The organism is Pseudooceanicola sp. NS-SX8, from assembly GCF_057380755.1.
In genome coordinates, this window is the sequence record NZ_CM170819.1 from 3465397 (window position 1) to 3486259 (window position 20863).

Annotated in this window: 16 protein-coding genes; 2 read left to right on the forward strand and 14 right to left on the reverse strand. The window is 67.5% G+C overall.

Features of this window, described 5'->3' with window-relative positions:
- Positions 1 to 27 precede the first annotated feature (27 nt).
- Positions 28 to 2283 carry an alpha/beta fold hydrolase gene (locus tag AC2IR1_RS15935; RefSeq protein ID WP_486472956.1) on the forward strand — a complete coding sequence of 752 codons (2256 nt, stop codon included), beginning with the start codon at positions 28 to 30 and terminating at the stop codon, positions 2281 to 2283.
- Between the two features lie 270 nt (positions 2284 to 2553).
- Here AC2IR1_RS15935 and recN read toward each other — a convergent pair whose 3' ends face one another.
- The 13 genes from recN to ftsW all read right to left on the reverse strand — a co-directional run bounded on the left by recN (position 2554) and on the right by ftsW (position 17624).
- Entirely contained in the window at positions 2554 to 4206 is a 1653-nt protein-coding gene (gene recN / locus AC2IR1_RS15940) for a DNA repair protein RecN (RefSeq protein WP_486472957.1), read from the reverse strand.
- Positions 4207 to 4286: 80 nt separating this feature from the next.
- Complete coding sequence (locus tag AC2IR1_RS15945; protein WP_486472958.1) at positions 4287 to 5135, reverse strand: outer membrane protein assembly factor BamD; 849 nt, start codon at positions 5133 to 5135, stop codon at positions 4287 to 4289.
- Positions 5136 to 5346: 211 nt separating this feature from the next.
- Positions 5347 to 6267, reverse strand: coding sequence for a UDP-3-O-acyl-N-acetylglucosamine deacetylase (lpxC, locus tag AC2IR1_RS15950; protein WP_486472959.1), 921 nt, complete (start codon positions 6265 to 6267; stop codon positions 5347 to 5349).
- A gap of 267 nt (positions 6268 to 6534) precedes the next feature.
- A complete protein-coding gene (ftsZ, locus tag AC2IR1_RS15955; RefSeq protein WP_486472960.1) occupies positions 6535 to 8370 on the reverse strand; it encodes a cell division protein FtsZ in 1836 nt (611 codons plus the stop codon).
- Positions 8371 to 8539: 169 nt separating this feature from the next.
- Positions 8540 to 9847, reverse strand: coding sequence for a cell division protein FtsA (ftsA, locus tag AC2IR1_RS15960; protein WP_486476427.1), 1308 nt, complete (start codon positions 9845 to 9847; stop codon positions 8540 to 8542).
- Positions 9848 to 9949: 102 nt separating this feature from the next.
- Positions 9950 to 10843, reverse strand: coding sequence for a cell division protein FtsQ/DivIB (locus AC2IR1_RS15965; RefSeq protein WP_486472961.1), 894 nt, complete (start codon positions 10841 to 10843; stop codon positions 9950 to 9952).
- Entirely contained in the window at positions 10831 to 11751 is a 921-nt protein-coding gene (locus AC2IR1_RS15970) for a D-alanine--D-alanine ligase (RefSeq protein WP_486472962.1), read from the reverse strand. The genes AC2IR1_RS15965 and AC2IR1_RS15970 overlap by 13 nt, the downstream gene beginning before the upstream one ends.
- Before the next feature lie 122 nt (positions 11752 to 11873).
- Entirely contained in the window at positions 11874 to 12863 is a 990-nt protein-coding gene (gene murB, locus AC2IR1_RS15975) for a UDP-N-acetylmuramate dehydrogenase (RefSeq protein WP_486472963.1), read from the reverse strand.
- Between the two features lie 78 nt (positions 12864 to 12941).
- Positions 12942 to 13229 carry a hypothetical protein gene (locus tag AC2IR1_RS15980; RefSeq protein WP_486472964.1) on the reverse strand — a complete coding sequence of 96 codons (288 nt, stop codon included), beginning with the start codon at positions 13227 to 13229 and terminating at the stop codon, positions 12942 to 12944.
- A 3-nt stretch (positions 13230 to 13232) separates the two neighbouring features.
- Positions 13233 to 13478, reverse strand: coding sequence for a DUF2484 family protein (locus AC2IR1_RS15985; protein ID WP_486472965.1), 246 nt, complete (start codon positions 13476 to 13478; stop codon positions 13233 to 13235).
- A gap of 450 nt (positions 13479 to 13928) precedes the next feature.
- Positions 13929 to 15329, reverse strand: a complete 1401-nt coding sequence (gene murC / locus AC2IR1_RS15990) for a UDP-N-acetylmuramate--L-alanine ligase (protein ID WP_486472966.1) — start codon at positions 15327 to 15329, stop codon at positions 13929 to 13931.
- A 4-nt stretch (positions 15330 to 15333) separates the two neighbouring features.
- Positions 15334 to 16449, reverse strand: coding sequence for a UDP-N-acetylglucosamine--N-acetylmuramyl-(pentapeptide) pyrophosphoryl-undecaprenol N-acetylglucosamine transferase (locus tag AC2IR1_RS15995; RefSeq protein ID WP_486472967.1), 1116 nt, complete (start codon positions 16447 to 16449; stop codon positions 15334 to 15336).
- Between the two features lie 8 nt (positions 16450 to 16457).
- Positions 16458 to 17624 carry a putative lipid II flippase FtsW gene (gene ftsW, locus AC2IR1_RS16000; RefSeq protein ID WP_486472968.1) on the reverse strand — a complete coding sequence of 389 codons (1167 nt, stop codon included), beginning with the start codon at positions 17622 to 17624 and terminating at the stop codon, positions 16458 to 16460.
- 316 nt (positions 17625 to 17940) lie between these two features.
- On the opposite strand from ftsW, the gene AC2IR1_RS16005 reads away from it, so the two are divergent.
- Positions 17941 to 19116 carry a BaiN/RdsA family NAD(P)/FAD-dependent oxidoreductase gene (locus tag AC2IR1_RS16005; RefSeq protein ID WP_486472969.1) on the forward strand — a complete coding sequence of 392 codons (1176 nt, stop codon included), beginning with the start codon at positions 17941 to 17943 and terminating at the stop codon, positions 19114 to 19116.
- A 109-nt stretch (positions 19117 to 19225) separates the two neighbouring features.
- Here the strand turns inward: AC2IR1_RS16005 and murD are convergent, their stop codons facing one another.
- Positions 19226 to 20632 carry a UDP-N-acetylmuramoyl-L-alanine--D-glutamate ligase gene (murD, locus tag AC2IR1_RS16010; protein ID WP_486472970.1) on the reverse strand — a complete coding sequence of 469 codons (1407 nt, stop codon included), beginning with the start codon at positions 20630 to 20632 and terminating at the stop codon, positions 19226 to 19228.
- Positions 20633 to 20863 lie beyond the last annotated feature (231 nt).

Here is a 20863-nt window from a genome sequence, read left to right on the forward strand (position 1 = left end):
GATTTGATCAGAAGAAGGGGACGAGCAATGGACCAAAGGCCGTGGCGCAAGCCGGGGGATCGGCCTGGCCCTCGCCAGACCACCGCGTTCGAGGCGGAGGAGGCAGCCAGGCTGCACGACCGGGTGATCGGTCGGCTCTACGATGTTGCGGTGGATCCACGCAACCTGTCCGAACTGCTGGACGACTGGGAACGCCTGAACCGCCCCCTGCGACATGCCTTGGACCAGGCGGCCCGACAGCCGGCTGCCCCGGGCGGAGGTGCCACGGACACGGCGGGACCTTCGGGCACGGCAGGGTCATCGGGGTCAGAGACCGATGCCCATCGGCTTTCCCCCCTGTCCGGCCCCGTGGTGACACCTTCCGAAAGCGCGGCGCGCAGGCTTGATTTCGCCGGGCATTTCCAACGCGTTGTGCGCCTGCTGGAACAGGGATCCGGTGCCCGGGCCCTGCGCCCGGAGGAGGCGGAGCTTCATCGGTTCAGCCGTACCGCGGCCTTTGCCGTCAGCCCGGCGCTGACCCTGTCTGCGGCCAACGAAGCCACCCGCAGCCTGCTGCAAATCGACCGGGGCGACAGCATCGACTGCCTGCCCCTGGAAACCGCCCACCTGGAAAGCCTGCGCGGGCTTCTGCGGCGGATGATGGGGCAGCAGCCCGATCCGGCCTCTGCCCGCGCCCGGCGCCTGCCGGCCCGCCCCGGGCGGATTTCGGTGCTGCGCCTGCGGCTGAAGGGCAGCGGCCGCCTGATCCTGGCGCAATGTGCGCTGAACCGCCCGCCCGGACATGCTCCCTTCGTCCTGGTTGTCACCTCCGAGCTGCGCTGGCCGGAAAGCCTGGCGGAAACCCTGCGGGAGGCCTTCGGCCTGACCCGGGCGGAGGCGCAGATCCTGTCCTCCCTCACCCAGGCGCGGCCGGTCCGGGAGATCGCGGAAGAGCGCGGCCGCTCGGTGGAGACCGTGCGCGCGCAGATCAAGTCGATCCTGGCCAAGACCGAGACCCGCAGCCAGGGGGAGTTGTTGCGGCTGGCCCTGTCGGTCAGCGACCTGGCGCCGCTGGACAGCCTGCAGGACAGCGCGACGCCGGTGACCCGGGACGGCAGTGTCAGCACCGCGCCCGCAGGCGGCACCGACCGCAGCTGGGTCGAGGCGCTGGTATCGGCCGAGGCCTCGCCCGATAGCGGCTTTTCCGCCAGCCCCCCGCCTGCCAGCGATCTTCCGGACCTCGACGGCGCCCTGGGCGCACGGTTCGACAGCCCGCAAGCCTGGAGCGAGGCACCGGCCCCGGCACGGCGTGGCGGCACCCAGCGGGGGCGGGCCGGCGGCATGGTGCGGTTCAGCCACGGCGGCGGCACCCTGCCGGTCGTGCCCTACCGCAGCCTGATGCGCAGCCATGGGCGCCGGATGGAATACCTGGTGCTGGGCGACCCCGACGGCGCGCCGGTGATCTGGACCCATGCGGTGACCGGCTTCTGCCGCTGGCCCGCTGCGATGGAGGCCGCCGCCGCTGCCGCCCGGTTGCGGGTGCTCGTGCCGGTCCGCGCGGGCTTCGGCGCCTCCGACCCGCTGTCGCCCGCCATGCTGCAGGACGAGGGGCCGCACGACCCGGCGGCCCGCTTCCGCCAGGCGGCCGATGACATCGCCGCCCTGATGGACCGGCTGTCGCTGGAACGGGCCCCTGTGCTGGCCTACAGCGGGGACATCCGCATCGCCGCACTGCTGGCCAACCGCCATCCCCAGAGGGTCAGTGCGATCATCGGCACGAATCCCGTGCTGATCCCCCCTACCCCGGCCCATTACGACGAAATGGGGCGCTGGCATCGCTTCATCCTGGGGGGTGCCCGCTACACGCCGGAACTGCTTCCCTTCATGCTCGACACCTCTCGTGCCATGGCGCGGCGCACCGGCTACGAGGATTTCATGTCCAGGCTGCTGGGCCAGTCCCCCGCCGACAGCGCCACCCTGAAACAGCCGGAGATGCGCGCGGCGCTTTCCGCCTCTCACGAGCTGGTTGCGGATGGCGGCAGCGTCGCGACCGCGCTGATCGACGAACTGGTGGACGGAGAGAGGCTGGACTGCACCGGAGAGCTGGACGCCCTGAAGGGGCGGCTGCCGGTGCACGTGGTCCAGGGCGATCAGGACATGCGCAGCAGCCCCGCGATGCGGGCGGCCGGGCGGCGTCGCTTCCCCTGGATGGAATACATGGATGTTCCCGACACCGGCGAACTGCTGTTCATGCAGCGCGGTGACATCCTGCTCGATCTGGCAAAATCATATGTAAGCATTTGACGTTAGGGGAAACTTTCTGATCACGTTTTCTTGATCAGCCTTTCCGCGGCGCGGTTTTGCCCCATCTGGGGTATGACCGGGGAAGCCCGGAGTGCGATTTTAAGCCTTGTTAAGTGGTGATCTGTTGCGTGTACCCGTGCCGAGGGTTCCCCGAACAGGAGATCGCGGCACGGGAGTACGCTGCTCCCCATCCGAACATACCGAAGGGCGCTCCGATATGGGCGCCACGACACCGGCGCGTGACACGAGGATGCTGCCCCCGGTGCGGCCTCAGCCGGCTGCGATCAGCGCCCGGGCCGCCGCGCGGGCCTCTTCCGTGACCGCATCGCCGGAGATCATCCGGGCAAGCTCGTCCACGCGGGCCTCTGGCGACAGGGGAATGACGGTGGAAAGCGTCGCATCCCCTTCCACGCGCTTGGCGACCTGCCAGTGATGCGCCGCCCGTGCCGCGACCTGCGGCGAATGGGTGACGACCAGGACCTGCCCGCCTTCCGCCAGCTGCGCCAGACGGCGACCGACCGCATCGGCGGTGGCCCCGCCGACGCCACGGTCGATTTCGTCGAAGATCATGGTCACCGCGCTGTCGTCACCCGACAGGCAGACCTTCAGCGCCAGCAGAAAGCGCGACAGTTCCCCGCCCGAGGCGATCTTGGCCAGCGGCCCGGCGGGGGCGCCGGGGTTGGTGGCAACGGTGAAGGAAACCTCATCCCGCCCATCCGGGCCGGGTTCCGTCGCATCCACCCGGGTGACGAAACGCGCGCGCTCCATCTTCAGTGGTGCCAGCTCTGCCTCCACGGCGGTGTCGAGCCGCCCGGCTGCGGTCTTGCGCGCGGTGGTCAGCTCCTCCGCCAGGGCGTCGTAGACGCCTGTCGCCTCCCGCAGGGCGGTTTCGAGGCGGGCGATTTCATCGGCGCCGTTGTCGATGGCGCCGAGGCGGCTGCGCAGATCCTCGGCCAGGGTGGCCAGTTCATCGGGCAGCACGTCATGCTTGCGCGCAAGGGCGCGGATGGCGAAGAGGCGCTCTTCGCAGGCCTCAAGCTCCAACGGGTCGAAATCGAGCGCTTCGAGGCAACGCACGACACCATCGGCGGCCTCGTCCAGTTCCGCGAGCGCGCGGGACAGCGCGGCGATCGGCGCGTCAAGGCGCCCTTCGACCCCTTCGGCGGCCCCTTCCAGCCAGCGCAGGGCATCGGACATTGGCCCTTCGGCCCCGTCCTGCCCAAGCGCCTGGTGTGCGCGGGCCACGTCCTCCCGCAGGCGTTCGGCCCCCTGCATGAGGCGACGACGCGCGTCGAGGTCGCTTTCCTCCCCCGCTTCGGGGGCGAGTTGATCCAGTTCCTTCACCGAGTGACGCAGGAAGTCTTCTTCGGCGGCGGCGGCGACCAGGGCCGCGCGCGCGGTATCCAGCGCCTTCTGTGCCGCGGAGCGCGCCCGCCAGGCATCGCGCAGGCGCGCCTTCAGCGGTGCGGTTTCGGCAAAGGTATCGAGGATGTCGCGGTGACCGCGCGGGTTCAGCAGGCCACGGTCGTCATGCTGGCCATGCAGTTCCACCAGGGTTTCGGAGAGCGCGCGCAGCACCTGCCCCGAGGCGCGCCGGTCATTGACCCAGGCCGTCTTTCGCCCGTCGAGCGTGTTGATGCGCCGCAGGACCAGTTCTTCGCCACCGGGCAGGCCCGCTTCTTCGAGAACGGCGTGGGCGGGATGGCCGGGGGCGAGTTCGAAGACCGCCGTCACCTCCCCCTGCTCTGCCCCGCTGCGCACTAGATCCGCGCGCCCGCGCCAGCCGAGAACGAAGCCCAGGCTGTCCAGGACGATGGATTTGCCCGCACCGGTTTCCCCGGTCAGCACGTTGAGGCCCGGCTGGAAGTCGAGATCCAGCCGGTCGATGATGAGCATGTCCCGGATATCGAGCCCGCGCAGCATGGCCGCCCCTCAGTGACGGGGGCCGATCCCCCCGGGGCAGAACGCGCCGGAGGGGGCGAAGGGATATGCGATGCGCCGCATCAGAGCCAGTCGCCCTTTACGGTCTGGCGATAGATCTTGGCCAGCCAGCCGTTGCCGCGCGCCTTCGGTTCCAGGCCCTTGCGCGTCAGCAGCTTGTAGCTGTCGTCGTACCAAGTGGTGGAACGGAAGTTGTAGCCCAGGATCGCGGCCGCGGTCTGTGCCTCGTCCGTCAGGCCGAGGGACAGGTAGGCCTCCACCAGGCGGTGCAGCGCTTCGGGGGTGTGGGAGGTCGTCTGGAACTCCTCCACCACGATGCGGAACCGGTTGATGGCGGCGCCGTACTGCTGCCGTTTCAGGTAGTAGCGACCGACCTCCATCTCCTTCGCGGCGAGGTGGTCGAAGGCCAGGTCGAACTTGAGAATCGCGGACTTGGCATATTCGCTGTCCGGGAACCGTTCGATCACCTGGCGCAGCGCCTGGAGCGCCTGCATCGTCAGCTTCTGATCCCGGCCGATCTCGTCGATCTGATCGTAGTAGCTGAGCGCCAGAAGGTACTGGGCATAGGCCGCGTCATCGGAGGTCGGATAGAAGTCGAGGTAGCGCTGTGCGGCAACCCGGCTTTCATCGTAATTGCGCGCCGAATGCAGCGCGAAGGTCTGCATGATCAGCGACCGTTCAGCCCATTCGGAATAAGGATAGAGGCGCTCGATCTCGGAGAAGTAGGTCGCAGCGTCTTCGTACTTGCGCTCCTCCATCTCGTATTCGCCGCGTTCGAAGATCTGTTCGGCCGTGAAGGCCTCCATGTTCGTCTTCGAATTGTCGACACCGGGAGTGTTCGAACATGCCGCGAGTAGCGCCGCTGCCAGGGTGCCCCCTGCCAGCCTCAATCGGAAACCGCCGCCCTTCATGCCTGCATAACCCCTTCAGCGTCATCTTAGTCGGGCCGGCCCGGGAGAGCCGACGCAACCCGGTCCTAGCACAGAAAATTCCGGTGCAAAACGCCTTTGCGCCGGGAAGCCCGGCAAAGCGAACACGCGGGTCCGGCATGGCAAAAAGCCGCCCCGGTGGGGGCGGCTGCGCCAGGGCCGCGAAAGGCCCGCCGGTCGATGCCGTTCACGATCAGGCGACGGCCGGGATTTCATCCGGGGTGATGCCGACACCGGGCAGACGCGCCGCGGTGGCATCGTCGCAGGAGCGGATGCGGTAGTTGCGGCTGTCCGAGAAAAGCTCCCGCAGCAGGGTGTTGGTGAGCGAATGGCCGGACCGGATGCCTTCGTAGCGGCCCAGGATCGGGCCGCCCGCCAGGGCGAGGTCCCCGAGGGCATCCAGCATCTTGTGGCGCACGGGTTCGTCTTCGTGACGCAGGCCGGAGGGCGACAGGATCCTGTCCCCGTCGACCACCACGGCATTGTCCAGCGTACCGCCCAGGGCCAGGCCATTGGCCTGCATCAGGTCCACGTCCGCCTGGCGGCAGAAGGTGCGGCTGTCGGAGAGTTCGCGCACGAAGGCGCCGTTCTTGATCACCAGTTCCCGGTCCTGCACGCCGATGGCGGCATCGGGGAAATCAATGTGGAAGGCGATTTCAAGCTGTTCGGCGGGCAGCAGACGGGCAACGGCCTCCCCCTGGCGCACCTCGACCGGGCGCAGCACCTCGATCGCGCGGGTGGGGGCGGATTGCTCGGTCAGGCCACGGGCCAGGATGCCACGCACGAAGGGCGCGGCGGATCCATCCAGGATCGGCACCTCAGGCCCGTCGATTTCGACCAGGGCGTTGGAAACGCCGCAGCCGGCCAGGGCCGCCATCACATGTTCAACCGTGGAAACACTGGCGCCGGCGCCGTTGACGAGGCGGGTGCACAGCGCCGTCCGCTCCACCGCGTTCCAGCGGGCGGGGATCATGCCGTCATCATCTGCCATGTCGGTGCGGCTGAACCAGATGCCGTAACCGGCCTTGGCCGGGCGGATCGTCAGCGTCGCAGGCTTGCCGGAATGCAGACCGAAGCCGCTGAAGGTGGCCGGAGCCTTGAGAGTGTGTTGCACGGTTCGTACCCCAGGAATGTCCCTATCGGCCTGTCCCGGCCGTTAACTGCTCATTAGGTACGGTCTGTGGAGAACAGTCTCAACTCACTCTTTGCAACGGATTGAAACATCCGCCTCGCAGCGGGGCGGAAACCTGCTCCCCTCTGCGTGAGGGGTTAAAAAGTCAGCGATTACAATAAGAAAGGCCGCCCTTCGGCGGCCTTTCAAATTAACCTAGTCAGCAGAAACGTCGGTTTTGTTACCGGGACGTTACGGCAACTTCGCGGCTCAGTTGGCCTGACGGCGCAGGAAGGCCGGGATCTCGATCCGTTCCTGATCCGGGTCCGCCTCTTGCTGGGTCTGAGGCTGCGGCTGCGGAGCCGCACGGCGCGGCGCGGCGGCAGGTGCGGCCTTGGGCTCGACCCGGGGTTGCTGCTGCGCAGCGGCTTCGGACTGCGAATGGCCGGTCATGCGGTTGATCAGCGAGTTGATCCGGGAGGACCGCTGCTGATGCGCCTGGGCCGCGGGCTGGGCCTGTTGCGGGGCGGGCTGCTGCACCGGCTGGGGTGCCGGGCGCGCTTCGCCGGCACGGGGGGCCTTGGCGACGGCGGCCTGCAGGCGGGCCATGGTTTCCGGGGTCGGCTGACCGGCCGGGCCACGGGACGGCGCGACATAGGCTTCGCGCGGGTCATCGACCGCATGCGCCATGGGCGCGGCCTCTGCACGACGGGGCTGGTAGGCCGGCGGCGGCAGGTCATCCTGGCCGTAGCTGGTGCGCTGTTCCGGACGGGTTTCGTAGGTCATCTCAGGCTGCTGCTGGGCGACAGGCTGACGATGCTCTTCCCGCTGGGGCGCGGACTGCTGCACGACGCGGCGCGGCTCCGGCCGGGTATAGCCATGCTGCGGCTGGTACTGCTGCGCGGCGGGCGCCGGCTGTGCATCCAGTTCGTCGAAGAGAGAGGGCGCGTTGTCCAGATCCTCTTCCAGCGGCGCATAGCCCTGCTGGCGCGCGGCCGGCTGGTGATGCTGCGGTTGCGGCTGGGGGGCGGGCTGCGGCGCGGGTTCCTGCGCGGCGACCGGCTCTTCCATGCGGACGGAGGCTTTCAGCGGCTCGGCCATGCGGCGACGGGGCACCGGGATGTCCTGCGTCACTTCGGAGGCGTCGATGCCGGTGGCGACGACGGAGACGCGCATGCGGCCTTCCATCGTCTCGTCCAGGGTCGAGCCGACGATGATGTTGGCGTCCGGGTCCACTTCCTCGCGGATGCGGTTCGCGGCTTCGTCCAGTTCGAACAGGGTCAGGTCGTGACCGCCAGTGATGTTGATCAGCACGCCACGGGCGCCCTTGAGGGAGATCTCGTCCAGCAGCGGGTTGGCGATCGCCTTTTCGGCGGCCTGCAGGGCGCGGGTCTCGCCATCGGCTTCGCCGGTGCCCATCATCGCCTTGCCCATCTCGTCCATCACGGCGCGGACGTCGGCGAAGTCGAGGTTGATCAGGCCGGGACGGACCATCAGGTCGGTCACGCCCTTGACGCCCTGGTAGAGCACGTCGTCGGCGAGGGAGAAGGCCTCGGTGAAGGTGGTTTTCTCGTTGGCGAGGCGGAAGAGGTTCTGGTTCGGAATGATGATCAGCGTGTCCACGACCTTCTGGAGGTTCTCGACGCCCTCCTCGGCCTGGCGCATCCGCTTCACGCCTTCGAACTGGAAGGGCTTGGTCACGACGCCAACGGTCAGCACGCCCAGCTCACGCGCGGCCTGCGCGATGATCGGGGCCGCGCCGGTGCCGGTGCCGCCGCCCATGCCTGCGGTGATGAAGCACATGTGGGCGCCGGCCAGGTGGTCGACGATCTGCTCGATGCTTTCCTCGGCGGCGGCTGCGCCAACGGCGGCCTTCGCACCGGCACCGAGCCCCTCGGTCACCTTGACGCCGAGCTGGACCCGTGCGGTCGAGCGGCTCTGCTGGAGCGCCTGCGCATCGGTATTGGCAACGACGAAGTCGACGCCTTCCAGTTCCTTGTCGATCATGTTGTTGACGGCATTACCGCCGGCGCCGCCCACACCGAACACGGTGATACGCGGCTTCAACTCTTCTCCCATGCCGGGAACGCTGAGGTTCAGTGTCATCGAATTTTCCGCCTGCTAGGTCCCCTTTTCGGGGATTTTTTCTGCCTATCACTGCAAACACTAACGCTTTCCACGGCGGGCGTCACCCCATAAACAGCGAAAAACACCAAATCTGGGCGCGGTTTGGCTGCCGTTCGCGGCATTTCGCCGAAAGCACATTATCTTGCGTTTACCAGTTCTCCCGGAACCAGCGCACAGCCCGTTTGAGAGACCGCGCGGGGTAGCGATCCAGCGGCAGGTCGAAGTCCCACCATTCGTCCTGCGGATGGGCCGCGAAAAGGCACATGCCGACGGCGGAGGCGAAGCCGGGGCCGGTTGCAGCCTGCGGCAGGCCATGCACGCGCAGGGGGCGCCCCAGGCGCACCTGCTGGCCAAGGATCTTGGAGGCGAGCCCGTCGAGGCCGGGAATCTGGCTGGCACCGCCCGTCAGGACGATCTGCTGGTTCGGCATGTGGTCGAAGCCCGCCGCATCGAGGCAATGACGCACCTCTTCAAGGATCTCCTCCACCCGCGGGCGCATGATCCCGATCAGCTCTGCCCGGGTGCAGGTGCGGCGGTCATGTTCGTAATCGCCGGTCTCGCCGCCGATCTCGATCCGCTCGCGGTCGTCCATGCCGGTGGCCTGGACACCGCCATAGAAGGTCTTCAGCCGTTCTGCATTGGCCGCCGGAATCTGCAGCGCCATGGAGATGTCGCCGGTCACGTGATCGCCGCCCATGCGCACCGCATCGGCGTAGATCATGTGCTTCTTCATGAAGATCGACAGCGAGGTGGTGCCGCCGCCCATGTCGATGCAGGCCGCGCCGAGTTCCTGCTCATCCTCCACAAGGGAGGAGATGCCGGTGACATAGGCCGACGAGGCGATGCCGGCGAGTTCGAGATCGCAGCGCTTGACGCAATGGGCAAGGTTCTGGATCGCCGCCGCATCCACCGTCAGCATGTGCATGTCGGTGGCGAGAGTGGAGCCGATCTGACCGCGCGGATCCGACAGGCCCGAGCGGTGGTCGAGCGCGAAGTTCACCGGGTGGGCATGCAGCACCTCGCGGCCATCACCGTAGTCCGGCAGATCGCAGGCCGCCAGCACGCGGGAGACGTCCTGTTCGGAGACCTGCTCCCCTTCGACATCCACCGTGCCGGCCAGGCCGTAGCTGCGCGGCCCGGCGCCTGCAAAACAGGCGATCACGTGGTCAACGCGAACCTTCGCCATCTTCTGCGCCGCCTGCAGGGCGGTACGGATGGCGCGTTCGGTTTCCGGCATGGCGTCGATTTCACCAAAGCGTACACCGCGCGAACGGGTGGTCGCCGCGCCGATCACGCGGAAGCCCGCCTGCCCGGCGAGAGAGCCTACACCATCGCCCGGCAGCGCGCCACGACCGGTGCCGTCGAACCGCAGGATCAGGCAGGCGATCTTGGACGTGCCAACGTCCAGCACCGCCACGACCCCGCGTTGCATCGCCGCCTTGCGCATGTTCCGCATGGCCCGCTGGGAATGATAGAGCTCCATGTTCATCTTGCCGCCTGCTGCCTCTCGTTGCCGGTCGTTTCGTGCCGGTCCTGCGTTGTTTTCCTGCCCGTTACGTCAATTGCCGGTCGTGACCACCAGGTCACGGATCCGGCGCCAGTCCTTCACCGCGCCATCGCTGAGCCGCAGCGTCGGACGATCCGCCAGGCGCATGTCCACCGCGACCACGTCGCGCGACAGGAGCTCCTGCGCCTCGTCCAGGGCCAGGACGCGTTCCAGCGCCTGGACCGATTTCTTTTCCGGCAGCAGGATGCGCTGCCCGTGATCCAGCACCAGGTCCCAGCGGCGGTCGCCGATCCGTTCCAGCCCGCGCACGCGGTCCTGGATCGGACGGGCTGCCGCGATCAGGGCCAGCGCTTCGGGAATGGCGGCCGGTTGCCCCGCCCCCGCCAGAAGCGGCAGATCGGGCCGGTCGGAGCGTTCGTAGACCGCCCCGGTCACCGCGCCCGTGGGATCCACGAGGTCGAGCCCGTCAGGCCCGCGCCAGATCGCCACCGGCACCCGTTCGATCACCGCAACCCGGAGCACCCCACCATCGCGCAGCTGAAGCGAGGCTTCGGCCACCGACGGCAGGCTTTCGATCGTCTTCTTCATTCCCGCCAGGTCGATGTTGAACGAAGAGCGCGGCAGGTCCAGATCGGCGACCTCCCGGATATCCTCGATCGTGCCGGGGGAGGCATGGGTGATTTCCATCACCTGGACCATGAACTGAGGCATCGTCTCGAAGTCTTCCTTCCATCCCCGAATGGTGGAGACGACGTTGTCGCGCCGCACTTCGTCCGCCATGTAGAAATGGACGGACCCGAAGCACACCACGGCAGGCACCACGATACGCAGCGCCAGCCGGTAGCCCGGCGTCAGCAGGAAGCGTTGCAGCCGGTAGGACCAGCGCGAGGGCGCGGGATCGTGGCGCGGCGCGGCGCGGCGGCGGGAAGCTCTCAACGGTCGCACGAGGCATCCTCCACCAGCCAGCGGCAGAGCGCGCCGAAGGACATGCCGCAGGCCGCGGCATGTTCCGGCGACAGGGAGGTCGGCGTCATTCCCGGCTGCGTATTGGTTTCCAGCAGGACGAGGCCCGCGAGGCCGCGACTGTCATCCCAGCGGAAATCGGTCCGCGACACGCCGCGACAGCCAAGCGCCTGGTGCGCCCGCAGGGCATAGTCCATGCAGGCAGCCGCGATATCCTCGGGGACCTCTGCCGGGCAGACATGGCGGGATCCGCCGGGGGCGTACTTGGCTTCGTAATCGTACCAGCCATCGGTGAGGATTTCGGTCACGCACAGGGGCTTGTCCCCCAGGACCGAGACCGTCAGCTCCCGCCCGGCGACATAGGCTTCGACCATCAGGACATCGGGCATGTCCATTGCCACGTCAGGCGGGGAATTGGCCCCCTCCGGTACGATGTAGACGCCGACGGAGGAGCCCTCGTTGTAGGGCTTCACCACGTAGGGCGGTTCCATGACATGACGCGCGCGGATCTCGGCCCTGGCGGCCAGCAGGCTATCGACCACGGGCAGACCGGCGGCGCGATAGCTCGCCTTGGTCTTTTCCTTGTCCATGGCCAGGGCCGAGGCAAGGACACCGGAGTGGGTATAGGGAATGCGCAGCCATTCGAGCATGCCCTGAACGCAACCATCTTCGCCGAAGCGGCCATGCAGGGCGTTGAACACCACTTCCGGCGCGATCTCCGCCAGACGCGCGGCAAGGTCGTCGCCCGCATCCACGGTGACGACCTCGAAACCTTCTTCCCGCAAAGCGGCGGCGCATTCACGCCCCGACGACAGCGAAACTTCCCTCTCGGAGGAGGGGCCGCCCATCAGGAGTGCCACTTTCGGGTTTGCCCTGCTCGACGAACCCATGTGCCTCAATGTCCCGGGCCTTTCCGGCCCTTTTCTCGTTCAGGTCGGCGCGGAGACCGCACCGTCTGACCAGCTGCGCCCAAGGGGCCTGACCGGTCGTTCATCCATGCCTTAAGGCATTGTTATGAATCGCTTTCAGCATCTTCGGCGGCGCGTTCGAGGCCATCCCCGACCGGGTCTACCCCCGGCAAATCATCGCCGATCCGCATGATTTCCCAGTGTAACTCCATTCCCCGGCTTTGAAAAACCCTTTTTCGAACCTCTTCGCCAAGGGATTCGAGATCGCGGGCGGTGGCCGTGCCGGTGTTGATCATGAAGTTGGAGTGTTTCTCCGACATCTGGGCGCCGCCGATGGAAAACCCGCGCAGGCCGGCGTCGTCGATGACCTTCCAGGCCTTGAGGTCATGCACGTCATCCGCCCGCCCGGTGGAGGAGAACCCCGCCGGATTGCGGAAGGTGGAGCCGGCGGAGCGGTCCCTCACCGGCTGGGTGGCGTCACGGCGGGCGAGCTGGTCATCCATGCGTGCTGCGAGTTCGGCCGGGTCACCCGCCGGCCCTTCGAGCACGGCGGAGGTCAGCACCCAGCCCTCGGGCAGGTCGGAATGACGGTAGGCAAAGCCCATCTGTTCGGGCGTCAGGGTCACGGGGGTGCCCTGCCGGGTGACGGCGCGCACCTCCTTCACCACGTCGGCGGTATAGGTGCCGTAACATCCCGCGTTCATCCTGACCGCGCCGCCGATGGAGCCGGGGATGGTGCGCAGGAAGGTCAGGTCGATGCCCGCCTCCGCCGCCTTGCGGGCGACATGGCTGTCGGGGGCGGCGGCACCGGCGATGACGCGGGGGCCGTCCAGTTCGAAGCCGTTGAAGTTGCGCCCCATGCGGATGACGACGCCCCGGATGCCGCCATCGCGGACGATCAGGTTGGAGCCGACGCCCATGGGGAAGACCGGAACATCCGGGTCCAGGGCCGCGAGGAAGGCGCAGAGGTCGGCCTCATCCGCGGGCTGGAACAGCCAGTCGGCAGGCCCGCCGACACGCAGCCAGGTCAGCCGGGACAGGTCGCCCTGCGGGGTCAGCTTCCCGCGGATTTCGATCTCTTCCGGACGGGCCATTGGTGCTCCTGCCTTGTTGGATTGCCTTTGGGGGCAGATAGCAAGCGCCCCCTGCCCCGGCAAGGCCGCGCTGCGCGATCAGCCGCGCCAGAGCGACCAGAGCCAGCCCAGCAGACAACCGGCAGCGCCGAAGACCAGCATCGCCCAGCCGGTCATGTAGGCGAAATAGGGGATGAGGCTGGGGTTCATGCCCGGCACGCTGCCACCAACCCCGAAGAAATGCATCGCCGCCACGTCGATCCCGCCCACGACGGGAAAGCCCAGTGCGGGCAGCGGATCGAAATCCTGCATCATGGAGAAGGCCACCACCAGGACGACGAGACCGATCAACAGCGGGAGCAGGAAGACGATCACGAGGTCCAGCATCGGTCAGTCGAGCCGGGAACGCACCCAGCGGGTGAGGTAGATCACCGGCCACCGCAGGACGGACATCCCGCCCAGCAGGACGATCAGCCCCGCCCAGGGGCCGTGCTGCATGGTGACGAAACCGAGGATCGGGATCCCGCAGGCGATGAGCAGGTAGGCGCGCGACCAGTGATCATCGCGGGATGGGATCAGTGCGAGGATATTGGCCGCAATTCCCCAGAGGGCCGCGAGAATGATCGATTCGCTCATCGTGCTGCCTCCTCTGTCCGGATCCGCCTGCCGGTACAGTCTGCGTGACTTACCGAGAGCGATTCCAAGAAAATTCCTGCCTGTTGCCGTTTTGCAAGAGAGTAACCCCAAGGTCCTGTAGCAACAAGAAAATTCTTCACATTTACCTGCAGTATACAGGTCACCACGACAGCCCGAGTCGCAGCCGGCGGCACGATACCGCCTACCGCTGCAGAGGCAACTGACGCGGCACGAACCGGCCCCGGAAAGCGCGAACTCCCCTGCGAGGCGCCACTGAACCCGGCAGTTCGAAACCCCGCAGGCAGGGGCATCTTGCAGCGCCCCGAAACGCCCGCGCGCCGGGCCTCCTGACTAAAGCACTCAGCTTTTCCAGCCAGATCAACCACTTCCGCCACGGAGCATCGCCGCCGCTTTTTCGATCACCGCGGGTTCCCCGCGCCCCGATCGCCGCTACTTCGACAGACGCTCCGGCAGGCGATTGGCCCAGGTGGAGATCGTCCCCGCCCCGAGGCAGACGACCATGTCGCCGTCATGGGCCTGTTCGCGCACCAGCCGTTCCAGATCCTCTTCGGAGGTGATGGCCCGGGCGTGGCGGTGGCCGTGACGGATCAGACCGGCGACCAGATCATCCCGCGATGCGCCGGGAATCGGATCTTCGCCGGCGGCGTAGACCTCGGCGATGGCGACCACGTCCGCCTCGTTGAAACAGGCGCAGAAGTCATCGAACAGCGAATGCAGCCGGGAGTAGCGGTGCGGCTGGTGGACCGCGATCACGCGGCCTTCGGTTGCCTGGCGCGCGGCCTTCAGCACGGCGGCGATTTCGACCGGGTGGTGGCCGTAATCGTCGATGATGGTCACGCCGTTCACTTCGCCAACGCGGGTGAAGCGCCTGTTCACGCCACCGAAGTTGGCCAGCGCCGTGCGGATTTCGTCGGCCTTCATGCCAAGGTGGCGGGCGACGGCAACGGCGGAAAGCGCGTTGGAGACGTTGTGATCCCCCGGCATCGGCAGCGTGCAGCCTTCGATCTTGGTGTCTTCGGCCTGCAGCAACACGTCGAAATGTGCCACGCCCTTCTTGTAGGAAAGGTTAACCGCACGCACGTCTGCCTGGGCGTTGAAGCCATAGGTGACGACGCGGCGATCGGAAATCTTTCCCACCAGGGCCTGCACCTCTGCATGGTCGGTGCAGCAGACGGCAATGCCGTAGAAGGGAATGTTCGACACGAAATCGAGGAAGCCCTGGCGCAAGCGGTCGAAATCGCCCCAGTGGTCCATGTGTTCCGGGTCGATATTGGTGACGATGGCGATGGTCGCGGGCAGACGGTTGAAGGTGCCGTCGCTTTCGTCGGCCTCCACCACCATCCATTCGCCCAGGCCGACCCGCGCGTTGGAGCCATAGGCGTGGATGATGCCGCCGTTGATCACCGTGGGGTCGATGCCACCCGCATCCAGCAGGGTCGCGACCATGGTGGTGGTCGTCGTCTTGCCGTGGGTACCGGCGACGGCGATGTTGGATTTCAGCCGCATCAGTTCGGCCAGCATTTCCGCCCGGCGAACGACGGGCAGGCCCCGGCGGCGCGCCTCGTCCAGTTCGGCATTGCCGGGCTTGATCGCGGAGGAGATCACGACGACCTCGGCATTTTCCAGGTTCTCGGCCCGCTGGCCTTCGAAGACCTCTGCCCCGAGCTTTTCCAGACGCTGGGTGATGGGCGAACTTTTCAGGTCGGACCCCTGCACCTTGTAGCCATGGTTCAGCAGCACTTCGGCGATGCCGGACATGCCGATGCCGCCGATGCCGACGAAATGGATCGGGCCGACGTCGGTGGGCAGCTTGGTGGCGGCAGCATTCATGCGCTCAGTCCTTCTTCGTCTGTCTGGCTTGCGCCACGATGTATTCGACCATGTCGCCCAGATCGTGGGCCGCGTCGGGTTTGCCGAGCGACAGCGCGGCACGGGCCATCTGCTCTGCCCCCTGGGGATGGTCAAGCACCAGCTGGATGTTCTCCGCCAGGCTTTCCGGGGTGAACTGGCTTTCGGGCATCATGATTGCCGCGCCCGCCTCGACCAGGCCGCGGGCATTGGCGGTCTGGTGATCCGCGGTGGCAGCGGCGAAGGGCACGAGGATGGCCGGGCGGCCGATCACGGACAGATCGGCGATGGAGGAAGCGCCGGAGCGGGTGATGACCAGCTGCGCCTCGGACATGCGGCGGGGAACGTCCTGGAAGAAGGGTTCCACCTCCGCATCGATGCCCTGTTCGGCGTAGAAGGCCGCGACGCGGTCGTGATCCTCCGGCCGGGCCTGCTGCGCCACGCGGATGTTGGCGCGGACGTGATCCGGCAGTGCGGCGATGGCGGCCGGCACGATATCGGAGAGGATGCGCGCCCCCTGGGAGCCGCCCATCACGAGCACCGACATCGGGTAGTCGCCCGGAGCGATGTAGCCCGCGCCCGCGCGGTCACGGACGGCGGCGCGCACCGGATTGCCGATGTGGTAGCCGGTCACGCCTTCCGGCAGGTCTGTCGGCCATGTGCCGCAGGCGATGGCGGCGACCCGGGTCGCGAAGACCTGGTTCACCCGGCCCAGGACGCCGTTCTGTTCGTGGATCAGGCGCGGCTTCTTCAGCAGGGTTGCCGCGGCCATGGCCGGGATCGCCGGATACCCGCCGAAGCCCACGACGGCCGTAGGCCGGTCACGCCACATGCGGAAGGTGGCCCCGATGACACCGGCGGCAATACGCAGGGGCACCACGGCCTTGGCCAGCAGGCCACCACGGGAAAACGTCGCCGAGGAGAGCTGCTCCACCTCGACTTCCTTGGGGAAGCCGCCGGAGTAGCGCGCCCCGCGGGCGTCGGTCGAAAGTTTCACCCGCCAGCCACGGGCGAGCATTTCCTCGGCCAGGGACTGGGCCGGGAACATGTGTCCACCGGTCCCTCCGGCGGCGATGACAAGGAGAGGCGCGTCGAGATTCATTCCGGTTCTTATCGGTTACGGCCCGCCAGCAGATCGGCGATCTGGTTCTGGGGCCGGGTTCGCGTAAAGGCCAGCAGCATGCCCACGGCAATCCCCCCTGCGATCAGGGAGGAGCCGCCGTAGGACACGAAGGGCAACGTCATGCCCTTGGCCGGCAGAAGGCGCACGGCGACGCCCATGTTGATCATGGCCTGCACACCGAAGACGGCGGCAAGGCCGGTGCCCGCCAGCCGGATGAAGGGATCACGTTCCTTCATCAGGCGACTGAAGCTGCGCAGCACGATGGTGGCATAGAGCGCGATGATGACCGCGACCAGGATCAGCCCGTATTCCTCTGCCGCGACGGCGATGATGAAGTCGGTATGGGCATCCGGCAGGGACATCTTCACCCGGCCCTCCCCCACGCCGACGCCGAAGAGGCCGCCTTCGCGGATGGCATTGGCCGCAAAGCCCAGCTGGGAAGTCGGATCGACGTCCTGCGCCAGGAAGCCGTCGATGCGGCGGGCGAAGTGATCGGAGCTTTCGTAGGCCACGGTGCCGGCCAGCACGACCGCCCCCGCGATGGAGATCAGCAGCGTCATCGGCGCGCCGGCCACGAAGTACATCACGCCCCAGCCGAAGAGGATCAGGGAGGCCTGGCCGAAGTCAGGCTGCATCACCAGCATGGCGACGATGGTGACCATGAGGATGAAGGAATAGAGCCGCCCCGGGGGGCCGTTGATCTCTGCCGCGGCGGAGAGCATCCAGGCGGCGACGACGACGAAGACAGGCTTGAGGAATTCCGAGGGCTGAAGCGAGGCGAAGCCGAGGGAATACCAGCGGATCGCCCCCTTGCCGAAGTCGGTGCCCAGCACCGGAAGCGCCGCGATGGCGACGAAGGCGCAGGCAAAGCCGATGGTGGCCAGGCGGCGCACCGTGGCCGGGTTCATCATCGAGGTGACGAACATCGCGGAAAGCGCCAGGGCGCCGAAGATCGCCTGTTTCGTCACGTAGGTGAAGGGCGGCAGGCCGTTGCGTTCGGCCAGCGGCGGCGAGGCGGCGAAGCCCAGCAGGATGCCGATCGCGAAAAGCCCCAGGATGCAGGCCAGGGACAGCTTGTCCACTGTCCGCCACCACTTGGGAATTACCGGTTCACCATCCCGCACGGGGATGGCGCCATATACCATCTCAGTCATGACGTCCGCCTGATGCCCGGGTTGGCCCGGTGCTCTGTTGCCTCATCGGGTCCCTTGAACGGGACCTCTGCGACAAGTGTAGCCCGTTTCCCCCCATGAGACCAGTCAGAAACATTGCCTATGCCCCGGGGCCCCACCCGCCCGAAGCATGGTTCTCCGGGGGCGGCGCCCTTGAAAACAAGGCAGCACCCGGCTCCGGGGCCAGGGCCTTCGCCCGCTCCCGGCCGCTTGCCGGCGGAGCCTTGCCGCCCCCGGGCGGCGTGCCCTGCCGAAGCTTTGGCTTGCAGGGTGGCCCCTGCTGGCGCTAGGGGGCGGCATGGACTTCGACACGATCATCCTTGGCGCGGGCGCGGCCGGCCTGATGTGCGCGGCACATGCGGGCGGGCGCACCCTGCTGGTGGACCACGCCCGGCGCGCGGGAGAGAAGATCCGCATCTCCGGCGGGGGGCGGTGCAACTTCACCAACAGCGGTGCGGAGCCGGGCAACTTCCTGTCGGCCAACCCGCATTTCTGCAAATCCGCCCTGGCCCGCTACACGCCGTGGGATTTCGTCAGCCTGGTGAGCGAGCATGGCATCGCCTGGCATGAGAAGACCCTGGGGCAGCTTTTCTGCGACGACAGCGCGAAACAGATCGTGGCGATGCTGACGGGGCTCTGCGATGCCGCCGGTGTGACCCTGGCGCTGGAAACCTCGGTCGAGGAGATTTCCCACGGGCCGCAGGGCTTTACCCTGCAGCTGTCGGAGCGCGGCCAGGCCCGGCAGGTGCGCGCGGCACGGCTGGTGGTGGCCACCGGGGGCAAGTCGATCCCGAAGATGGGCGCAACCGGGCTGGCCTATGACATCGCGCGCCAGTTCGGCCTGAAGGTGACGGAAACGCGCCCCGGGCTGGTGCCGCTGACCTTCCCGGATGGACGCTTCGCCGCGATCTCCGGCCTGTCCCTGCCGGCGCGGGTGACCAGCGGGCGAGCCTTCGACGAGGCGCTTCTCTTCACCCACCGCGGGTTGTCGGGCCCGTCGGTCCTGCAGGCGTCTTCCTACTGGCGTGAGGGCGAGGCGGTGGAGGTGAACCTGCTGCCCGGCGCCGATCCCTTCGCCGTGCTGCGCGCGGCCCGGGCGGAAGGCGGAAAGCGCAGCCTTGTCAGGAGCCTGGACGCGCTGATGCCGGCGCGGCTGGCCGATCATCTGGGCGCCGAGTGGGGGCTGTCGGGCCGGTTGGCGGACCAGTCGGACAAGGCCCTGGCGGCCCTGGCGGAGCGGCTGACCGGCTGGCAACTGACGCCCTCGGGCAGCGAGGGCTACCGCACGGCGGAGGTCACCCTGGGCGGGGTGGACACCGATGGGCTGGACAGCCGGACGATGGCGGCCAAATCCCTGCCGGAGCTGCATTTCATCGGTGAATGCGTCGACGTGACAGGCTGGCTGGGCGGGTACAACTTCCAATGGGCCTGGGCCAGCGCGATGGCCGCGGCGGAGGCCATCCGGGCGGGGTAAGGCCCGGGTAAGACCGAGTTAAGGCCCGGCCGGATGAGGCAGGTAAGGTGGATTTCATCCACCCTCCGGGCGGGTGTAGGGTGGATGAAATCCACCTTCGCTCCGGCAATTACCCTTCCGCCAGCACCTTCCGCACCTGCGCCGCGAAATCCTCGCCCCGCTTTTCGAAACTGTCGTACTGGTCGAAGCTCGCCGTGGCGGGGGCCAGAAGCACCGTGTCGCCCGGCTCCGCCTCGGCGGTGGCGCGGGCAACGGCGGTGGCCATGTCGCCGCAGACCTCTGCCTCCAACCCTTTGAGCTGCATCGCGAAATCCTCGGCCTCGCGCCCGATGACATAGGCCTTGCGGATCTCTTGCGTGACCTCCAGCAGCGGGCCCAGCCCACCTTCCTTCTGCAACCCGCCGCAGATCCAGCGGATGCTCCGGAAGGCCTTCAGCGCCTGCACGGCGCTGTCGACATTGGTGGCCTTGCTGTCGTTGACGAAGGTCACCCCGCCCGCCTCGGCAATCCGCTGCGAGCGGTGCGGCAGGCCCGCGAAACTGTGGAAGGCCTGTTCGATGACACGCGGCGCGAGCCCCAGGGAGCGCGCCACCGCATAGGCGGCGCAGGCGTTCTGATGGTTGTGCGCCCCGGGCAAGCCCTTGATTTCGCGCAGGTCGATCGACCCAACCTGCCGCCCCTTGCGGTATTCGGACAGGAACCCCTTGCGGGCATAGACCAGCCAGCCGGGCCCGCCGAGCTTGGCCGCCGACGAGATCCGGATCACCCGGTCATCGACCGCCCCTTCCGAGAGCTGGTTGGCCAGGAACCGCCCCTCCACCTCGTCCACGCCGATCACGGCGCGGTCCGGCCCGCCCTCTGCAAAGAGCCTCCGCTTGGCCGCGAAATAGCCGCCAAGGCCGCCGTGGCGATCCAGATGATCGGGGGAAAGGTTCGTGAAAACAGCGACATCCGGGGTGAGCGACCGGGCAAGTTCGGTCTGGTAGGAGCTGAGCTCCAGCACCACGACCCCACCGTCGCCCGGCGGGGTGATATCCAGCACGCCCCGGCCGATGTTGCCGGCCAGCTGCACTTCGCGTCCGGCATGGGCCAGCACATGGGCGATGAGCGCGGAGGTCGTGGATTTGCCGTTGGACCCGGTCACGGCAACCACCTTGGGTGGCGTGTCGAAGCTCATCCAGTCGGATTGCCCGAGCGAGCGGAAAAAGAGGCCGATGTCGTTGTCGACCGGCACGCCTGCCTCCAACGCCGCGGCGATGACGGGATGCGGCCGGGGGTAGAGATGGGGAATGCCCGGAGAGGTCACGAGACAGGCAACCCCTTCGAGAGACTGGGGTTTTGTCAGATCGCGCAGTTCCAGGTCATTCTCCGCCGCGATCTCTGCCGCGCGGGGGCCATCGTCCCAGGCGATCACATGGGCACCCCCTGCCTGCAGCGCCCTGGCCGCGGCCAGCCCCGACCGGCCGAGCCCCAGAATGGCCACCTGCTGCCCTTCGAACCCATCCACCGGAATCATGCGCGCCTCCTGCATTGCGTGGCCGCGACAGTGCCCCCGGAGCACGGGAAGTTGCAAGGCGATGAAGGCGGCGCACGCCACGTCGGTACTGCGGTGCAGCGACTCGGGGCGACGGAGCCTTGGTTAACAGGGCTTTCGGGCCGAAATCGCAACGTCGGTATTGCGTCGGTATCGCGGCAGTGCGGCATCGCGAAAACCGGGGGCGTTAACGGAGCGTGCGCAGGGCGCCAG

Excerpts from the sequence above, each read along its gene's own strand:
- ftsZ (WP_486472960.1), bottom strand. The coding sequence starts at position 8,370 with ATGACACTGAACCTCAGCGTTCCCGGCATGGGAGAAGAGTTGAAGCCG.
- murB (WP_486472963.1), bottom strand. The coding sequence starts at position 12,863 with ATGGCCCGTCCGGAAGAGATCGAAATCCGCGGGAAGCTGACCCCGCAG.
- AC2IR1_RS15935 (WP_486472956.1), top strand. The coding sequence starts at position 28 with ATGGACCAAAGGCCGTGGCGCAAGCCGGGGGATCGGCCTGGCCCTCGC.
- ftsW (WP_486472968.1), bottom strand. The coding sequence starts at position 17,624 with ATGACTGAGATGGTATATGGCGCCATCCCCGTGCGGGATGGTGAACCG.
- recN (WP_486472957.1), bottom strand. The coding sequence starts at position 4,206 with ATGCTGCGCGGGCTCGATATCCGGGACATGCTCATCATCGACCGGCTG.
- ftsA (WP_486476427.1), bottom strand. The coding sequence starts at position 9,847 with ATGCGGAACATGCGCAAGGCGGCGATGCAACGCGGGGTCGTGGCGGTG.
- AC2IR1_RS15985 (WP_486472965.1), bottom strand. The coding sequence starts at position 13,478 with ATGAGCGAATCGATCATTCTCGCGGCCCTCTGGGGAATTGCGGCCAAT.
- AC2IR1_RS15970 (WP_486472962.1), bottom strand. The coding sequence starts at position 11,751 with ATGGGTTCGTCGAGCAGGGCAAACCCGAAAGTGGCACTCCTGATGGGC.
- AC2IR1_RS15980 (WP_486472964.1), bottom strand. The coding sequence starts at position 13,229 with ATGCTGGACCTCGTGATCGTCTTCCTGCTCCCGCTGTTGATCGGTCTC.
- murD (WP_486472970.1), bottom strand. The coding sequence starts at position 20,632 with ATGATTCCGGTGGATGGGTTCGAAGGGCAGCAGGTGGCCATTCTGGGG.
- AC2IR1_RS15995 (WP_486472967.1), bottom strand. The coding sequence starts at position 16,449 with ATGAATCTCGACGCGCCTCTCCTTGTCATCGCCGCCGGAGGGACCGGT.
- AC2IR1_RS15945 (WP_486472958.1), bottom strand. The coding sequence starts at position 5,135 with ATGAAGGGCGGCGGTTTCCGATTGAGGCTGGCAGGGGGCACCCTGGCA.
- murC (WP_486472966.1), bottom strand. The coding sequence starts at position 15,329 with ATGAATGCTGCCGCCACCAAGCTGCCCACCGACGTCGGCCCGATCCAT.
- AC2IR1_RS16005 (WP_486472969.1), top strand. The coding sequence starts at position 17,941 with ATGGACTTCGACACGATCATCCTTGGCGCGGGCGCGGCCGGCCTGATG.